The sequence below is a fragment of the Mycobacterium kyogaense genome (genome assembly GCF_036946525.1).
In the GTDB taxonomy this organism is placed as follows: Bacteria; Actinomycetota; Actinomycetes; order Mycobacteriales; family Mycobacteriaceae; genus Mycobacterium; species Mycobacterium kyogaense_A.
The window spans coordinates 21,690-35,351 of record NZ_JAQIIY010000016.1 but is presented as its reverse complement, the minus strand read 5'-3'; the positions used below and the strand labels follow the sequence as shown (position 1 = coordinate 35,351).

General features: G+C 66.8%; 12 protein-coding genes, 1 tRNA gene and 1 pseudogene. 11 read left to right on the top strand and 3 right to left on the bottom strand.

Features of this window, described 5'->3' with window-relative positions:
- Position 1 precedes the first annotated feature (1 nt).
- Positions 2-451, top strand: a complete 450-nt coding sequence (locus PGN37_RS14245; RefSeq protein ID WP_335331672.1) for a hypothetical protein — start codon at positions 2-4, stop codon at positions 449-451.
- A 31-nt stretch (positions 452-482) separates the two neighbouring features.
- On the opposite strand, the pseudogene PGN37_RS14240 reads toward PGN37_RS14245, so the two are convergent.
- The 3 genes and pseudogenes from PGN37_RS14240 to PGN37_RS14230 form a co-directional block, all read right to left on the bottom strand.
- Positions 483-1,861: pseudogene (locus PGN37_RS14240) on the bottom strand (tyrosine-type recombinase/integrase).
- A gap of 115 nt (positions 1,862-1,976) precedes the next feature.
- Positions 1,977-2,657 carry a recombinase family protein gene (locus PGN37_RS14235; RefSeq protein ID WP_335331671.1) on the bottom strand — a complete coding sequence of 227 codons (681 nt, stop codon included), beginning with the start codon at positions 2,655-2,657 and terminating at the stop codon, positions 1,977-1,979.
- A 738-nt stretch (positions 2,658-3,395) separates the two neighbouring features.
- A tRNA-Leu gene (locus tag PGN37_RS14230) sits at positions 3,396-3,469 on the bottom strand.
- A gap of 71 nt (positions 3,470-3,540) precedes the next feature.
- Between PGN37_RS14230 and PGN37_RS14225 the strand changes: the two genes are divergently transcribed.
- The 10 genes from PGN37_RS14225 (at position 3,541) to PGN37_RS14180 (ending at position 13,661) form a co-directional block, all read left to right on the top strand.
- The gene (locus PGN37_RS14225) at positions 3,541-4,152 is read left to right on the top strand and encodes a TetR/AcrR family transcriptional regulator (RefSeq protein ID WP_335331670.1); all 612 of its coding nucleotides are present in this window, start codon (positions 3,541-3,543) and stop codon (positions 4,150-4,152) included.
- 83 nt (positions 4,153-4,235) lie between these two features.
- Entirely contained in the window at positions 4,236-5,552 is a 1,317-nt protein-coding gene (locus PGN37_RS14220; protein ID WP_335331669.1) for an MFS transporter, read from the top strand.
- A 10-nt stretch (positions 5,553-5,562) separates the two neighbouring features.
- Entirely contained in the window at positions 5,563-6,582 is a 1,020-nt protein-coding gene (locus tag PGN37_RS14215; RefSeq protein ID WP_335331793.1) for an SDR family NAD(P)-dependent oxidoreductase, read from the top strand.
- Between the two features lie 67 nt (positions 6,583-6,649).
- Complete coding sequence (locus PGN37_RS14210) at positions 6,650-7,306, top strand: response regulator transcription factor (RefSeq protein WP_335331668.1); 657 nt, start codon at positions 6,650-6,652, stop codon at positions 7,304-7,306.
- A gap of 1 nt (position 7,307) precedes the next feature.
- Complete coding sequence (locus PGN37_RS14205; RefSeq protein ID WP_335331667.1) at positions 7,308-8,726, top strand: sensor histidine kinase; 1,419 nt, start codon at positions 7,308-7,310, stop codon at positions 8,724-8,726.
- Between the two features lie 121 nt (positions 8,727-8,847).
- Positions 8,848-10,218: an MFS transporter gene (locus PGN37_RS14200; protein ID WP_335331666.1), complete on the top strand. Its 1,371-nt coding sequence runs from the start codon at positions 8,848-8,850 to the stop codon at positions 10,216-10,218.
- 19 nt (positions 10,219-10,237) lie between these two features.
- Positions 10,238-11,173 (top strand): TAXI family TRAP transporter solute-binding subunit, encoded by a 936-nt coding sequence (locus PGN37_RS14195; protein WP_335331665.1) that lies wholly within the window; start codon positions 10,238-10,240, stop codon positions 11,171-11,173.
- 69 nt (positions 11,174-11,242) lie between these two features.
- Positions 11,243-12,100 carry an ABC transporter substrate-binding protein gene (locus tag PGN37_RS14190; protein ID WP_335331664.1) on the top strand — a complete coding sequence of 286 codons (858 nt, stop codon included), beginning with the start codon at positions 11,243-11,245 and terminating at the stop codon, positions 12,098-12,100.
- Complete coding sequence (locus PGN37_RS14185; protein ID WP_335331663.1) at positions 12,097-12,924, top strand: amino acid ABC transporter permease; 828 nt, start codon at positions 12,097-12,099, stop codon at positions 12,922-12,924. The genes PGN37_RS14190 and PGN37_RS14185 overlap by 4 nt, the downstream gene beginning before the upstream one ends.
- Complete coding sequence (locus PGN37_RS14180) at positions 12,921-13,661, top strand: amino acid ABC transporter ATP-binding protein (protein ID WP_335331662.1); 741 nt, start codon at positions 12,921-12,923, stop codon at positions 13,659-13,661. Before PGN37_RS14185 ends, PGN37_RS14180 begins: the two co-directional genes overlap by 4 nt.
- The last annotated feature ends 1 nt before the right edge of the window (position 13,662 follow it).

The following is a 13,662-nucleotide window of genomic DNA, read 5'->3' as shown; positions in this document are numbered from 1 at the left end:
CATGCAAACGGCGCTCCTCTCAGGCTTATTCGCCTTGGTCGGCGTGTTGATTGCGCAAGGCATCGTGCTGTATCTGGCCCGCAAGAACGAACGCCGCCGTTCAGACCCCGAGCTGCTGAAACAATGCGCCGCCTTCAGTTCGGCCGCGGGACGGTTCAAGCGCGACATCGCGACGAAGCCTCGTGAAGAATGGGACCTCCAGTGCCTCGACAAGCTTGAAGAGGCAGCGGACAGCATCGACATTATCGGCACGCCTGAGATCGAACGCGCAGCCGAAAGGCTAATCGGTTATGTGCCTTTGGTTTTGCACCCACAACGCTTTGATCACGACGAGGAAAGTGCTGTCCAAGGAATATTTGATTCACACAGAGAGTTTGTTTCGGCTGTTCGCACGTACTTTCACAAAGCACCCAAAGAGCATCGGGCGGTCCCAATCATCGAGCGGCCGTGACGATCTGAGCCTTGAAGGCTTAGGTGGCCGACTAGTTTGCCTCCCGCCGCAGCGTTAAAATTTTGCCATTTCCTGGGACACCTCTTCCCACCCTTGGCGCAGCTTGATCATCCTCGTTGATGTAGTCCGCGTAGGTGGTCAGCCTGAGCACGAATGTGCTGTGACCCAATCACTTCGATACCTGCACGTAGTGCTCCCCCGCGCTGAGGTTCATGGTCGCGAAGGTGTGCCGCAGATCGTGAAAGCGAACGCTGCCGAGACCTAAAGACTTGCAGGCGGGCCGGAAATGGTGCTCGTACAGCGCCGCTGCACACACAGGCTTGGCCCAATCGAAGACATAGCGATTCCGCCGACCGGGGAACAGCGGCGCGTGCGCGATGCGCCTCTTGCCGGCACCGAAGGGGTGGACCGTTGTCAGGTAGTCGCGCAGTTCGTCGGCCAGCCACGGGGCTAGCGGCACTATGCGATCCGCGCTTGCATCACTCTTCGGCGTGCCGTACACCCACTGGCCTTGCTTGCGGGCGGCGGTCCGAGAAACGGTGATGCGTCCAACCGTGCCCGGGATGTCTGACAGCGTCACGTCCTGCACCTGCAGACCCTGCAACTCAGCAGCGCGCACACCGGTGTGTGTGGGCCGCGAACAACACGGCCAGCGCGTACACCGGGTTTCCTGGCCGGGTGTAGGTGCTGCCTTTAGGTCCCGACGAGTTCGGTGCTTCCCGGACCATGACCTGATCCGTAGCGATCCAATCGAACACTGCCGCCACCTGATTGGCAGCCAACGGTCGGTGCTTGAACGGGGCACCGATTCGCTTAGTGGTACGGCGGCGACCGGCAACCACAGGATTGGCGGCGATGGCCTGATCATCCATCAAGAATCCGCTTCAGAGCTCCGATGATGTGCTTTACCGTCTTAGGGCTGCGTGTCACCAGGCAGGTGCCGGGGGTGGTGGTGGGCTTTGATCTGCCGTGACGGCGCACATGCGGTGCCAGCAGCTGCGCCCGAAACGCTGTCACATCTGCAGTGGTGATCGCCGCAACGGGCCGACTGCCAAACAGCTTCCCGATGTGGGCGCGGTAGACCTTCTCGTAGTCCTCAATGGTGTTCGGATCGATACTGCCCACCAGGCCGTCAAGGTACTGCCGGGCATAGGTGCCCAACGGCGTGTTTGCCTTCGCTTTGGCCGAGCTGGGGCTCACGCCTGCGGCGTTCTCCAGATCAGTCTCCACCTTGCGCAATGTAGCTTTGGCCTTGCGCTCGGTCGGGAAGGTCTCGCTGGTCTGCTTGAGCTTGCCTGTGGGCGCGCCGAACTCATCTCGCACCGGCTCCCGCCACACCACCTGATAGCTAAGGACGGGGTTGCCGAACTTATCGCGCTTGCCGATTTCGCTCTTGCGGATGTATGCCATTACTCGCTGTCCTTTCCATCGTCGGCAAAAATGTCGGCCATCCCCCAACAGGTGGGCTCAGGAAGCTTGCGTTCCTGCTCGTCGCGCAAGTGCTCCAAATGCTCGGTGTCTCGCTTCATGCGTTCACCGCCTCAGTCGTGGCGCTGGCGTAGATGCGGCGAACAGTGGACGGCTGCCAGGCTGCTTTCCCTAGCGGCGACAGGACGTTGTCAGCTGAGAGCGCGGCAGCGATGGCATCATATGTGCAACCGGCCTGCCTGTCCTGCACGATGCGACGAACAACTGAAGCTGATGCAGCCCTTGGCCGTCCGATTCGCTCGCCGCGTCGCTTCTTCGCGGCCAGAGCGGCCTTCGTACGCTCGCTAATCAGTTCGCGTTCGTACTGCGCGAAGTTGACCAGGTTCATGGCTATCATCCGACCGGCTGCCGTGGTCAGGTCCACGCCCAGATCTAGAATCACCAGCGACCACCCTTGCGCCTGTGCTGCCTCGATGATGTTGGAAGCGTTGACGATTGATCGACTCAGGCGGTCAAGCTTGGCCACGACCAGTCCGTCACCCTGTCCAGAAGCGAGAAGCTGCAACACTTCCGACAGCTTCGGGCCGATGGCCTTACCCGACAGGCCTTCGTCAGCGAAGTGCTCCACTGTCCAGCCGCGCCGCACACCCCGAGCGTGGATCACGTCACGCTGCGCCTCAAGACCGTTGCGACTCATCGCCTGCTCATCTGTGATCACTCGCGAGTATCCGAACATCAACGGTTGCAACGCTTCTCTGGTCTCTGCCTTGCTCGGCATGTTGTGTCCTTTCAGTCGGGGCGTAACCGTCCGGTTGCGCCTTAAGCCCCACTTTTTAGCCGACCGGCACAAAGGTCGCTTCAATGCTTGACCTGCGCAAATTCGGGCTCAACGACGTCGGCAGCGGTCACTTCCACCCCAGGGCAGACCGTGGCTTTCCGCCATTGCTTGGTTTGCCCAGTTCGCGGCCTGCATGGCTTGCTCACCTGTGACATGCCACGAGGGTGGCTGTGGCTTGCTGTCGCGGGCGCGAACGCGCGGGCTGGACGGTGGTGGCGCCGCCAGCCACCCTCGAAATGACGGCCGAATCTAGCCGCGTCGTCGTCAAGCGTCATAGGTACCCCTTCGGGTTGAAACACGGGCAACACTCACCGGTCAGTGAAAGGTGGACCGCGTTCCGCGCTAGCCGGATGGACAGCCCGCTACTCGACGCCGGACTGTTTGCATTCCGGTGGCCGTGCCTCCCGAAGGGCCGACTCAATCGGACGCGCCGTTTCCTGCGCGTTGGTGCCGTGTCACCGGCACAGCTGCAGGGTACGTCCGGACCCGCCAGCTGTCACCACACTGACCGGGAGGGCCATGTCGCCGCTCGCGATGTCCGGAGTGACCCGGTTGCCCGCGTCAGCGTCGCATAGCGCGACCGGCTGACTGCTGACGCGCTGCTGACGCGAGGGTCGAAAGCGTGGGTAGTCGATCGTCTGTTCGATCCAGAAACTGCCTCTACCTGCATTTTCTCGGTGCCCCCAGTCGGACTCGAACCGACACTTGGCGGATTTTAAGTCCGCTGCCTCTGCCAATTGGGCTATGGGGGCGTACGCCTTCAGAACATACTTCAGGCCGCCTTGGCCCTGATGCGGCGCGCGCCGATGTAAGACTGGTCAACATGGCAGCGAGCTCGTACCACCACGGCAATCTGCGTCAGGCGCTGCTCGAGCAGGCCGTCGAACTCGCTCGTACCGGCGGCCCCGATGCCGTCGTCATGCGCGACGTCCAGCGCGCTGTCGGCGTGAGTAACGCTGCGGCATACCGGCATTACTCCGACCGCCACGCGCTTCTCGCCGCCGTCAAGGAGTACGCCATGGGCCTTCTCGGCGACCAGATGCTCGAGGCGCTGGCCCACGTCCCCAACCGCGGCCCCCGCGGCCCCCGCGCACTAGCCCGCCTGCGCGCCACCGGACAGTCCTACGTCGACTTCGCGCTCGCCGAACCCGGCCTGTTCCGCGCCGCGTTTACTCCCGGCCCGCCTAGCCGCACCGACGACGTCATACCGACGAGCCGCCATCCCTTCCACATCCTCAGCGGCTGCATCGACGACCTGGTCACCGCCGGCCTCCTCGATCAGCGCAACCGCGACGGGCTCGACGAAGCCGCCTGGGCCTCGGTTCACGGTCTCTCCGCCCTCTACCTCGACGGGCCGCTGGCCACGACCGACGACGCCCGCAAGAAGGTGATCACCGCGCGCCTGCTCGACGTCATCGGGGCGGGCATCACCTAGCCATCACACCCAAATGTTGACAGCGATAACTTGCACTGCCATGCTCGACCAAGTTATCCGCGTCAACATAAGGCGGTTCTTCCATGGCCTCACGCACGCTCGACCGTTCCACGGCCGACAGCGTCACCCGCAAGACGACACGACCCGGCGCCGTACTGGCAGTCGTCCTCGTCGCCGCCCTGGCGATCAACGTCGAGACCACCATCGTCAATGTCGCTCTCCCCACGCTGAATTCGTCGCTCGACGCCTCCACACGCGGCCTCCAGTGGATCGTCGACGCCTACAACCTGGCGTTCGCAGCCCTGGTCCTGGCCGGCGGCACCATCGGCGATAAGTTCGGCCGCCGTCGCACACTGATCGCCGGCCTGATCCTCTTCGCCGCAGCCAGCATCGGCGCGGCGCTGTGCACCACCACCGGCGAACTCATCGCGATGCGCGTGGTGATGGGCGTGGCCTCGGCGATGATCTACCCGACCACGCTGGCGATCATCACCGACACCTTCCGCGACCCCCGCCAACGCGCCGCAGCGATCGGGGTGTGGGGCGCAGTCACCGGCCTCGGCGTGGCCATCGGCCCGATCCTCGGCGGCGCACTGCTCGAAGTGTTCTGGTGGGGCAGCCTGTTCCTCGCTCTCGCCCCGATCGCGCTCGCCGCAGCCGTCGCCGCGCCCCTGGTGATCCCCGCCGCGAAGGCCGACACGTCGTCGCGCCTCGATCGCGGCGGACTGCTGCTGTCCGTCGTCATGCTCGCCGCGCTCGTCTACACGATCATCGAAGCGCCTGAACGTGGTTGGACATCGCCACCGACACTCGCCGGCTTCGCGGTGACGATCCTCGCAGGCATGTCTTTCGCGGTCTGGGAACGCCGCCAAGCCGATCCCCTCATAGACGTGAGCCTCTTCGCCAACCTGCGCTTCAGCGCGGCCAGCGGAGCCGTCACCGTGGCATTCTTCGCACTGTTCGGCTTCATCTTCCTGATCACGCAGTTCATGCAGCTGCTGCAGGGCTTCGGCCCGCTGGAGACCGGCATTCGCATTCTCCCCGTGGCGCTGTCCATCGCCATCGGTTCTGTGCTCGGCACCCAGCTCGCCGTCCGTCGCATCGGCACCAAAGTGATTGTGGCGCTGGGCCTGATCCTGATGGCGGCGGCGTTCGCCTGGGTCAGCGTCTCCGATTTGAGCATCGGCTACCCGGAGATGGCCGCCCAGATGGTCCTTCTCGGCGGCGGACTCGGCCTGACCAGTGCCCCCCGCGACCGATTCCATCATGGGCGTCGTGCGACCCGAGCAGGCCGGCGCCGGCTCGGCCGTCAACGACGCCACCCGTCAGGTCGGCGGCACGCTCGGCGTCGCCGTGCTCGGCAGCATCTTCTCGACGCTCTACCTCGACAACCTCAATGATGCTGCGGACATGCAGATCCTGCCCGATCCTGCCCGCGCTATCGCCGGCGAAGGCCTGGCGCAGGGGCTTGCTGTCGCGGCACAGTCCCCCGCTGCGATCTCCGGTCCCATTCGCGGAGCCGTCGGCGACGCATTCCTGTCCGGTCTGAGCGCGGGGTGCCTGACCGCCGCCGGGGTGTGCCTCGCCGGAGCACTGTTCGTGCTCCTCGCCCTCCCCCTCGCATCCGCTGGAGACGCAGTCATGAGCTACGCCGACCGGTACGGCCCATGGGCGGTCGTGACAGGAGCCAGCGATGGCATCGGCCGCGCGGTGGCACACCAGCTCGCCGGCAGGGGCCTTCATCTCGTGCTGGTCGCGCGCCGCACTGAGACGCTGCGTGCACTCGCTCGAGACATCGAAGCCCAACATGGCGTTCACACCCGGATCGTGGCCGTCGATCTCGGTACATCCCTCGGTGTCGCCAAACTCGAAGAGTCCGTCGCCGGAGTCGACATCGGGTTGGCCGTGCTGGCAGCCGGTTTCGGCGCGACAGGACACCTTGCCGACGCAGACGCCGTCACCGAGGCCGACATGATCGCCGTCAACGTGACTGCTGTGGCGGAACTCTCGCGCTTCTTCGCCGCTCGGATGGTCAGGCGCGGACGAGGTGGCATCGTGCTGTTCGGTTCGATCCTGGGCTGGCAAGGGGTACCCGGCCAAGCCAACTACGCCGCCACGAAGGCCTATGTGCAAGCCCTCGCCGAGGGTCTGCACGCCGAGCTCGCGCCCCGCGGCGTCGACGTGCTGTCCGTGGCTCCGGGCCCGGTACACACCGGATTCGCGGCGCGGGCAGGCATGACGATGTCGTCGGCGACGTCACCTGAGGTCGTCGCGTCCGCGGCGCTCGCGGCGCTCGGTCGCCGCGTCACCATCGTGCCCGGCGCCCAGGCGAAGTTCCTGACGTGGTCGCTGGCGTTCCTTCCACGGGTCTGGCGGACGAGAGTCCTCGGACGGGTGACGGCGTCGATGCGGACGTCGACGCCGGCCTGAGCCGGCACACCGCCAGAACGGCCAACGAGAGCCTGACCGGCTCGATCCTGTCGTACCGTGGTCGGCGATGCGCATCGCAGTGGTGGAGGACGACGACGGCGTCGGCGAGGCGCTGGTCGACGCCCTCGCCGAGGTCGGCCACTGCCCGGTCCGGATGCGCCGCGGCGCCGATCTGCTGCTCGGCCACCGCGACGTCGACCTCGCCCTGCTCGACCTCGGCCTTCCCGACGCCGACGGCCTGACCATCCTGCGGCAGCTGCGCGCCGTCAGCCAGATCCCCGTCGTCGTGCTGACCGCCCGCGACGACGAACGCTCCGTGGTGCGCGCCCTGCGGACCGGCGCCGACGACTACGTCGTCAAACCCGCCCGCCTGGGCGAGCTGCGCGCCCGCATCGAGGTCGCCGCCCGCCGGCGCATCGCGGACGAACCGGAACCGGACATCGTCGAGGCCGGGGACATCACCGTCGACCTCAACGCCCGCCGCGTCGAGGTCGCCGGCGACGAGATCTCGCTGGCGCCCAAGGAATTCGATGTGCTGGCCTACCTGGTTTCCCGCCGCGGCGAAGCCGTCAGCCGCCAGGAACTGATGGACGCCATCTGGGGTGACGCCTACGTCGCGATCTCACGCAGCCTCGACGTCCACATGACCTCTCTGCGCGCCAAACTCGCCCGCCCCGATGCCATCGCGACCATCCGCGGCTACGGCTACCGGTGGAGCTGCTGAGGTGTGGCGTCGCGTCCTGCTGGTGCTCGTCATCTACTCCACCATCGCCGTCGTCGGGCCCGCGATTCCGCTCGCCGTCACGCTGAGCCGCGAACGACTGCAACGGTTCAGCGAGAGCCGCTTTTCCGCCGCCGCCTACTTCGCCGATCTGGCTGCCCGCCAAGATGATTCGCACGCCGTCGATCTGCAGCAGGCCGTGGACCGGTACTACAGCCTCTACGGCGAACCCGTCGTGGTCGTCGGTCGCGACGGCACCTCTAGAGCAGCCGCCGGCGTCACCGGCACGCAGGACAACGTCGCCGACGCGGTCTCAGAGGCCCTGCGCAACCAGCGCAGCCGGTTCCCGGATTCGGTGACGCCCTGGTCGCCGTCGGACGTCCTGGTGGCTGTCCCGGTCGGCACCGGCACCCAGGTCGACGGCGCCGTCATCCTCGCCGCCTCCACATCCGAGGCGAAGAAGGACGTGACCCAGGCGTGGTTGGCCATCGTCGCCGGCGCCGGCGCGCTGCTCGTCGTCGCATCCCTGATCGCAGTTGCGCTGTCGCGCTGGACCGTTCGACCGCTGACCGACCTCGCCGCCCGGGTGTCTGCCCTGACGAACCGCGTCCTCGAACCCGCCGCCGCGGCCGCCCACCCCGACACCGGCAGAGCTCGCTACGCCGGTCCGGAAGAGGTGCGACACCTCTCGGCAGCCTTCGACACCACGGCGCGTGACGTGGAGGCTGCCGCCGCGGCGCAGCGGCGCTTCGTCGCCGACTCCGCACACGCGCTGCGCAACCCGTTGGCCGCGTTGCGCATTCGGCTCGACACCCTCGGTATGGCGGTGCCGGAATCTGCATCGGCCGCCCATCGGAAGACTACGGTCGAGGTCGACCGCCTGGAAGGCATCGTCGCCGATCTGCTCGCATTGGCCAGCGCCGAGACACGCCACGACGATGACTTCGCCGCCGCCGACGTCGGCGCCGTCCTCGCCGAACGCCACGACTTCTGGTCGACCTCCCTGGTCAACTCAGCCATCGACGCCACCGTGACGGCGCCCGAGGGGCTGTACGCACACATCCCCGACACCGACCTCACCCAGATCCTCGACACCGCACTGAGCAATGCCGTCAAGTACGCCGGCCCGGGCGCCCACGTCGACGTCGGCGCCCGTCGTGACGGGGAGCAGGTCGTCATCTGGGTCTGCGACGACGGTCCGGGAGTGTCCGAGCACGATCTACCGCTGCTCGCGACCCGGTTCTTCCGCGCCTCGAACACCGTGGGGCAGGGCACCGGGCTCGGGCTGTCCATCGCGCGCGCCCTCACCGAGCGTGCGGGCGGAGACTTCCAGGTGGGCGCCGGCGACACGGGCGGGCTGCGCATCGAGCTGCGGCTCCCCCGCGCCGAGGGCCCGTCCACCGACGACGAACTTCCGTCCTAAGGGACTGTTAGGGATCGCCGCCGCGCCTTCCGAACGGGCTGTGACTGCCTTCACAGTGGTGACACGACGGCGATGTCGACCACGGGTCAGGCTCGCCGGTCACGGACAAGGAGGCACAGCTATGACCTACTCGACCACGCGAGACCCCCACCCTGACGGAGCCGCATCGCCGGCTCCCACATCGTCGCGGGCTGCCACGCGGCGAGCCGTTCTCAACACGTTGCGTGGATCCTCAGGCAACCTCGTCGAGTGGTACGACGTCTACGTCTACACCGTGTTCGCCACCTACTTCGAAAGCCAGTTCTTCGATTCGGCGGACAAGAACTCGACCCTCTACGTGTACGGCATCTTCGCGGTGACGTTCCTGATGCGCCCCGTCGGCTCGTGGTTCTTCGGGCGTTTCGCCGACCGGCGCGGCCGCCGCGCCGCCCTGACATTCAGCGTCTCGCTGATGGCCGCGTGCTCGCTGGTGATCGCGCTGACCCCGGGCCGGGAGAGCATCGGCGTCTGGGCCGCGGTCATCCTCGTGCTGTGCCGCCTGGTCCAAGGTTTCGCCACCGGCGGCGAGTACGGCGCATCGGCGACCTACATGTCCGAAGCGGCCACCCGCGAACGGCGCGGCTTCTTCTCGTCCTTCCAGTACGTGACGCTGGTGGGCGGGCACGTGCTGGCTCAGCTGACCCTGCTGATCATGCAGACGTTCCTCAGCCGTGAGCAGATCCAGGAGTTCGGTTGGCGCATCGCGTTTCTCATCGGCGGTGTGGCCGCGGTGGTGGTGTTCTGGTTGCGCCGCAGCATGGACGAGTCGTTGACCCCCGAGCAGCTCGAGGCCATTCGCCGCGGTGACGACAAGGGCTCGGGTTCGATGCGCGAGCTGATGACGGCGCACTGGCGGGCACTGCTGACCTGCTTCCTGGTGACCATCGGCGGCACCATCGCGTTCTACACCTACAGCGTCAACGCGCCGGCGATCGTGAAGTCGACGTTCGAAGACCAGGGCATGACCGCAACGTGGGTCAACCTGGCCGGCCTGACGTTCCTGATGCTCATCCAGCCCATCGGCGGATTGATCAGCGATAAGGTCGGCCGCAAGCCGCTGCTGGTGTTCTTCGGTGTCGGCGCGCTCGTCTACACCTATGTGCTGATCACCTACCTCCCTCAAACCACCTCGTGGGCAACGGCATTGACGCTCGTGTGTGTCGGCTACATCATCCTCACCGGCTACACGTCGATCAACGCCATCGTGAAGGCCGAGCTTTTCCCGTCCCACATCCGCGCGCTCGGTGTCGGCCTCGGTTACGCACTGGCCAACTCCGCGTTCGGCGGCACGGCGCCGCTGATCTACCAGGCGGCCAAGGGCGGCGGCCATGTCGGGTGGTTCATCCTCTACGTCACCGTCGTGGTGGCCATCTCGCTGCTGGTGTACCTGTTCGTGCTGAAGAACAAGTCGGAGACAGCCCTGGACCGCGAACAAGGCCGCGCCTTCGTCTGAGTCTCTACGCTGGCCGGTTATGACGCCGATGTCCCCGCTGATGGACCGCAGGTCCGTGATGCGGGGCATCGCGCTGTTACCGGTCGCGCTCGCGGCCGCATCGTGCCGCAGCACCGGTGAACCCCGTGCTCGGCTCGCAGCCGGGGAGCCCGGCGGATTCTTCTGGGAATTCTCGGGTCTGCTCGCCGCCGCCGCGGGCCGTTCGAACATCGCGACGCTCGAGCCGCTACAGAGCGGCGGCTCGATCGAGAACCTGCAGATGCTGCGGTTCGGCCGCGCCGACCTCGCCATGAGCCTCGGTGACATCGCCCAGGACCTCGCCGTCGCGGACGACCTCACGGCCATCGGCCGCGTCTACGAGAACTACTTCCAGGTCGCGGTCCGCAGCGACTCGCCCGTCACCACACCGGAGCAGTTGGCGGGCCGCGTCGTCAGCATCGGAGCACCGGGATCGGGTGCCACCACGTTGTCGACCCGAGTGCTCGACATCGTCGGGATCTCCGCGCAGACACGCCGGGTGGAGCAGTCGATGCACAGTGCCGCAGCACAACTCGCGGCAGGCGAGGTCGACGCGGCGATGTGGGCGGGCGGCCTACCCACCCCTGCTTTCGCCGATGTGGCGGCCGATATCCGGTTGCTCGATCTGGGAGCGGTGGTCGCGACGCTCCGACAGCGATACGGCACCATCTACGAACCGGTTTCGGTTCCAGCGAACGTGTACGGTTCCCACCCCGCCGTCACCACCGTGGGCGTGGCCAACCTGCTGCTGGCCCGCCGCGACGTCCCCGACCCGCTCGTCGCCGGGATGGTCGACGTTCTCCTCGACGATCCGGCGTCGCTCGTCCCGGCCCAGGCAATCGGGAGCCAGTTCCTCGACGCGCAGTCGTTGATCCAGACCGGCACGATTCCGCTGCATCCTGGTGCCGCCGCCGAGTATCGGCGTCGGCACGGCTGATCCGCCCGTCACCGATCACCTGGAGCGGATCCATGGCGTCCGGCGGCCGAATGCGCGATGATGCCGCGCATGCATCGCCTCACTGGTGTCCTCTGCGCGCTCGCTGTCGTTCCCGCGGCCATGACCGCCTGCGCCCCGGCCGACGAGCAACCGGCCGCCTCGTTGTCGGCCTCGGCCGGCGCCGATACGTGCACCAAGGACACCCTGACGACCCTGAAGCCCGGCACCTTCACCTTTGCCACAGACCAGCCGGCCTACGCCCCCTGGTTCGACAGCGACGACCCCGCCAACGGCAAGGGGTTCGAATCAGCCGTCGCCTACGCCGTCGCGAACGAACTCGGCTACGCCAAGGAGAACGTCACCTGGATTCGCGTCCCGTTCAACGCCGCGATCGCACCCGGACCCAAGCAATTCGATGCCGATCTCAACGAGTTCTCCATCACCGACGAACGCAAGCAGGCCGTCGACTTCTCCTCTCCCTACTACGACGTCACACAGACCGTCGTCGCGCTGAAGTCCTCTCCGGCAGCCAACGTCACCACCGTCGACGGCCTCAAGGGCCTCAAGCTCGGCGCGCAGGTGGGCTCCACGAGCTACACCGCCGCCCAGAAGATCGACCCCGGCGTCGCCGTGTTCAACAACAACGACGACGCGAAGGCCGCGCTCGCCAACGGTCAGATCGACGGTCTCGTCGTCGACCTGCCCACCGCGTTCCAGATCCAGGCCGAGCTGACTGACGGCAAGATCGTCGGACAGCTGCCTGCCGGCACCGACAAGCCCGAACAGTTCGGCATCGTCCTCGACAAGGGCAGCCCGTTGACGGGGTGCGTCTCCCGCGCCGTCGACCAACTCCGTGACCGCGGCGAACTCGCCGAACTGCAGAAGACCTGGCTCGCCCAGGCGGGGAACGCACCGGTCCTGTCGTGACCACCGTCGGCATCGACCGTGTCGCCTACCGGCAGGCGCGGGCGCGCCGATCCACGCTAGTGGCGCTGCTGTCGACGCTGGTGTTCGCCGCAGTTCTGCTTTTCGCCGTGACGTCGGCGCCGGGGTGGCCGCGCGTGCGGGACTCGTTCTTCAACCTGCGCATCGGCTGGGACAGCCTGCCCGCCCTACTCAACGGGCTGTGGCTGAACATCCGCGTGCTCATCGTCTGCCAGATCCTCGTCCTCATCGTCGGCCTCACCCTCGCCGCGCTGCGCACCCTGCGCGGGCCGGTGTGGTTCCCGCTGCGCGCCCTGGCCACCGGGTACGTCGACCTGTTTCGCGGTCTGCCGCTGCTCATCTGCCTCTACCTCGTCGGCTTCGGGCTGCCGGGTCTACGTCTCACCGGACTGCCGACCAGCCCCGTGATCCTCGGCGGTCTCGCCCTCGTGCTGGTCTACTCGGCCTACGTCGCCGAAGTCCTGCGGGCCGGCATCGAATCGGTGCATCCCTCTCAGTTCGCCGCAGCCCGTTCGCTGGGCCTGACTTACCGCCAGACCATGCGGCTGGTGGTGCTCCCCCAAGCCACCCGCCGGGTCACCCCGGCGCTGCTCAACGACTTCGTCGCGCTGCAGAAGGACTGCGGGTTGATCTCCGTGCTGGGTGCCGTCGACGCGGTGCGCGCCGCACAGATCCAGTCCGCCACCACCTACAACTTCACCCCGTACGTGGTGGCCGGGCTGCTGTTCGTGGCGCTCGCGGTGCCGTCGGCGAGGTTGGCCGACTGGGTCGCGCGCCGGTCGGCGACACGGCAGGGCGCGCTGTGAGTCCGCTACTGCAGGTGCAGGGCCTGGTAAAGGCGTATCACGACCGGACCGTGCTGGCCGGGGTCGACCTCGACGTGGCCGAGCACGAGGTGGTCGTGCTCATCGGCGCGTCCGGGTCGGGTAAGTCGACGCTGCTGCGGTGCATCGATCTGCTCGAGGAGATCGACGACGGGCGAATCCTGTTGGGCGGCCGCGACATCAGCGATCCGCGGGTCAACGCCGAAGAGGCACGCCAGGCCGTGGGCATGGTGTTCCAGTCGTTCAACCTGTTCCCGCACATGACTGCGCTGGGCAACGTCGCGCTTGCCCCGCGGGTGGTGCACGGCAGCAATAAGCGCGAGGCCGAGCAGCGGGCACGCGAACTGCTGGCCCGGGTCGGTATGGAGTCGCATGCGACGTCCTACCCCGATAAGCTCTCCGGCGGCCAGCAGCAGCGCGTCGCCATCGCACGCGCGCTCGCCTACGAGCCGAAATTGCTTCTGCTCGACGAGATCACGAGCGCGCTGGATCCCGAGCTGGTCGGCGAGGTCCTGACTCTCGTCGGAGAACTCGCGGCGTCGGGGGCGACGATCGTGATGGCCACCCACGAGATGGCGTTTGCCCGCGACGTGGCCGACACCGTCTGCTTCCTGGACGGCGGTCAGATCGTCGAATCGGGCTCGGCTGCAGCGGTGTTGGACACGCCCACAGAAGATCGCACGCGACAGTTCCTGCAGCGTTTCACCGCTGGGCGCTGAG

What these genes read in the sequence shown, in the direction of transcription:
- PGN37_RS14225 (WP_335331670.1), top strand. Translation starts at nt 3,541, where the DNA reads ATGGCAGCGAGCTCGTACCACCACGGCAATCTGCGTCAGGCGCTGCTC.
- PGN37_RS14235 (WP_335331671.1), bottom strand. Translation starts at nt 2,657, where the DNA reads ATGCCGAGCAAGGCAGAGACCAGAGAAGCGTTGCAACCGTTGATGTTC.
- PGN37_RS14190 (WP_335331664.1), top strand. Translation starts at nt 11,243, where the DNA reads ATGCATCGCCTCACTGGTGTCCTCTGCGCGCTCGCTGTCGTTCCCGCG.
- PGN37_RS14210 (WP_335331668.1), top strand. Translation starts at nt 6,650, where the DNA reads ATGCGCATCGCAGTGGTGGAGGACGACGACGGCGTCGGCGAGGCGCTG.
- PGN37_RS14200 (WP_335331666.1), top strand. Translation starts at nt 8,848, where the DNA reads ATGACCTACTCGACCACGCGAGACCCCCACCCTGACGGAGCCGCATCG.
- PGN37_RS14220 (WP_335331669.1), top strand. Translation starts at nt 4,236, where the DNA reads ATGGCCTCACGCACGCTCGACCGTTCCACGGCCGACAGCGTCACCCGC.
- PGN37_RS14245 (WP_335331672.1), top strand. Translation starts at nt 2, where the DNA reads ATGCAAACGGCGCTCCTCTCAGGCTTATTCGCCTTGGTCGGCGTGTTG.
- PGN37_RS14215 (WP_335331793.1), top strand. Translation starts at nt 5,563, where the DNA reads ATGCAGATCCTGCCCGATCCTGCCCGCGCTATCGCCGGCGAAGGCCTG.
- PGN37_RS14195 (WP_335331665.1), top strand. Translation starts at nt 10,238, where the DNA reads ATGACGCCGATGTCCCCGCTGATGGACCGCAGGTCCGTGATGCGGGGC.